This window comes from Kitasatospora putterlickiae (assembly GCF_039527695.1).
In the GTDB taxonomy this organism is placed as follows: Bacteria; Actinomycetota; Actinomycetes; order Streptomycetales; family Streptomycetaceae; genus Kitasatospora; species Kitasatospora putterlickiae.
Genome location: NZ_BAAAKJ010000384.1, coordinates 3,372 through 6,098, shown reverse-complemented (window position 1 = coordinate 6,098; position 2,727 = coordinate 3,372). Strand labels below are relative to the sequence as shown.

General features: G+C 75.1%; 4 protein-coding genes. 2 read left to right on the top strand and 2 right to left on the bottom strand.

Going from position 1 to position 2,727, the window contains the following annotated elements:
- Together ABD308_RS33530 and ABD308_RS33525 are read left to right on the top strand one after the other, a co-directional pair.
- A partial coding sequence (locus tag ABD308_RS33530) for a VWA domain-containing protein (protein WP_344343446.1) occupies nucleotides 1–887 on the top strand: 887 nt, incomplete at its 5' end.
- Nucleotides 888–928: 41 nt separating this feature from the next.
- Nucleotides 929–1,381, top strand: a complete 453-nt coding sequence (locus ABD308_RS33525) for a hypothetical protein (protein WP_344343444.1) — start codon at nucleotides 929–931, stop codon at nucleotides 1,379–1,381.
- A 19-nt stretch (nucleotides 1,382–1,400) separates the two neighbouring features.
- Here the strand turns inward: ABD308_RS33525 and ABD308_RS33520 are convergent, their stop codons facing one another.
- Nucleotides 1,401–2,396 carry an alpha/beta fold hydrolase gene (locus ABD308_RS33520; RefSeq protein WP_344343442.1) on the bottom strand — a complete coding sequence of 332 codons (996 nt, stop codon included), beginning with the start codon at nucleotides 2,394–2,396 and terminating at the stop codon, nucleotides 1,401–1,403.
- Between the two features lie 72 nt (nucleotides 2,397–2,468).
- Nucleotides 2,469–2,687: an SIP domain-containing protein gene (locus ABD308_RS33515; protein WP_425554910.1), complete on the bottom strand. Its 219-nt coding sequence runs from the start codon at nucleotides 2,685–2,687 to the stop codon at nucleotides 2,469–2,471.
- Nucleotides 2,688–2,727 lie beyond the last annotated feature (40 nt).

Here is a 2,727-nt window from a genome sequence, read left to right as displayed (position 1 = left end):
GCCCCGACCTGGCCGATCACCTCCTCCCCGACGAGATCCGCCGCCGCATCCAGGACTTCCGCGCCATGGTCGGCACCGAGGCGCGCCGCCGGGCGGCCGAGCTACGCGGTACCGAGCACGTCGCCCAACGGGCCGTCGCGCCCAGCCCCGACCGGATCGACTTCCTCGCCGCCGGTCACGACCAGCTCGCCGAACTCCGGCGCACCGTGCACCCGTTGGCCCGCAAGCTGGCCACCCGGCTGGCCGCCCGACGGCGCCGGGCGGCGCGCGGGCACATCGACCTGCGCCGCACCCTGCGCCGCTCGCTGTCCACCGGCGGCGTCCCGCTGCGCCCGGCCCACCGGCTGCGCCGCCCCGCCCGGCCGGAGCTGGTGCTGATCTGCGACGTCTCCGGCTCGGTGGCGGGTTTCGCCGACTTCACCCTGCTGCTGGTCCAGGCGATGCGCGACCAGTTCAGCAAGGTCCGGGTGTTCGCCTTCGTCAACCGCACCGCCGAGGTGACCGACCTGCTCGCCCGCGGCGGCGGCGACCCGGCCGGGCTGGCCCGGCGGATCATCACCGAGGCCAAGGTGACGGGCTACCACGGCAACAGCGACTACGGCTCGGCGCTCGGCGAGTTCGCCGAGCACCACCTGGACGCCGTGGGTCCCCGGACCAGCGTGCTGATCCTCGGCGACGCCCGGAACAACCACCGGGACCCCAACCCGTCCGCCCTCCACCGCGTCGCCGCGCGCGCCCGCCGGGTCTACTGGCTCAATCCGGAGCAGCCCGCCCTCTGGGGCACCGGGGACTCGGCCGCCCCCGTCTACGCCGGGCTGGTCGAGATGCACTGCTGCCGCGACGCCCGCCGGCTGGGCGAGTTCATCGCCCGACTCCTGCCGGTCTGATCGCCCGCCCGCCCACCGAAGCCTTCGACACGGGAGCCGCCATGGGACCGAACGGTGTTCCCGACTGGTTCTGGGACGCCCTGGACGCGACCCGACCACGCCTGTCCGCTCTGGAGTCGTGGCTGGAGCGCCGGCCCCGGGACGTCCTCGAAGCCTTCGCGCTCGCGCACGAGGAGGCGGCGGAGGCGCTGGCCGACTACGCGGAAGGCGTGCGGGTGAACGGGGACGTCTGGTCCGAGGACGACACCGAGGACCTCTGCGGGTGGGTGGTCGGGCAGGGCCGCGCGTTCTGGGGCTCGGTGATCGCGGGGGAACGGTCGCTGGAGGAGGCCGCGCGGCTGTACCTCGACCCGGACCCGGACCAGGTCCTGCCGTGGGACGAGGAGGTCGCGAATCCGGAGCACCGGGGCTACCAGTCCCCCGGGAGCATCGCCCACGGGGTCTACCGCACGCGCTTCGCCGAGGACCTCCACGAACGGCTCGACGGCGGATGAGCAGGCCGCCCGGCGGGTCTCAGCCGTCCAGGTGCCGGAGGAAGTCCAGCAGCGCGGCGGTGACCTCGGCCGGACTCTCCTGCTGCGTCCAGTGCCCGACGCCCGGGAGGGTCACCCGCCGGTACAGCCTGGGCGTCAGGTTCGCCAGGAGCAGCCGCGTCACCTCCTCCGGAACCAGGGCGGCGCCCAGGTCCTGATCCCCGGTCACGTAGAGGGCGGGCACCTCGACCGGACGTCCGGCGAGCCCGGCGAGCAGCTCGTTGTTCCGGTCGATGTTGCGGTACCAGTTGAGGCCGCCGGTGAAGGCCCGCTCGCCGTGCTCGGCGTAGTCGGCGACCAGGGCCTCGATGTCCGCCTCCGACAGCCAGTCCGGCAGCCGCTCGGGGTCGACGGTGCCGTCCAGCAGGGTCCCGCCCTCGCCGACCACCCAGGCGCGCGGCCCCCCGTCGCGCGCGAAGTCCCCCGAGCCGCTGAAGAGCATGCGGCGGAACGTCGCGTGCGGGTCCCGGGCGAGTTCGGCGTCGGCGACGCCCGGGCGCTGGAAGTAGAGCTGGTAGAAGCCCTCGCCGAACCGCTCCCTGGCCTCCGCCAGCGGCGGCGGGCCGAGGGTCGGCAGCGGCGGGACGCTGAGCCCCGCGACGCCGCGCACCAGGTCGGGGCGGAGGGTCGCGGTGGTCCAGGCGACCGGGGCGCCCCAGTCGTGGCCGACCAGCACCGCGCGCTCCTCGCCGAGCTCACGGATCAGGCCGGTGACGTCGCCGACCAGGTGGAGCAGGGTGTAGGCGTCGACCGACTCGGGCTGCTCGCTGCGGGCGCAGCCGCGCTGGTCGACGGCGACCACCCGGTACCCGGCCTCGGCGAGCGGGGCGAACTGGTGCCGCCAGGCGTACCAGCTCTCCGGGAAGCCGTGCAGCAGCAGCACCAGCGGACCCCGCCCCTGCTCGGCGACGTGCAGCCGGACCCCGTTGACCTGGACGTGACGGTGCGCGATCCGTCCGTACGCCTGCTTGGTCATCCGGACCTCCCCGTTGACGGCTGGTCAGCCGCTCCAACGGACGGCGGCCGGGGGTTCGTTCCCGGGGCCGGCTCAGCCGGCCTGGGCCCGGGTCGTGGCGTCGGCCTGGGCCTGGGCCTGGGCCTGGGCCAGCTTCTCCCGGGCGTCCGCGAGGTCCTCCGCCGTGGGCGCGTCGTCCTGGGTGAAGCGGTGCCGCCAGTAGCCGCTGAACTCGACCGAGGCCTTCGGCACGCCGCGTTCCTCCAGCAGGTGGCGGCGGAGCGTACGGACCGCGGACGCCTCACCGGCCACCCAGGCGAACGGGGTGCCGGCCGGCAGCAGCACGGGGGCG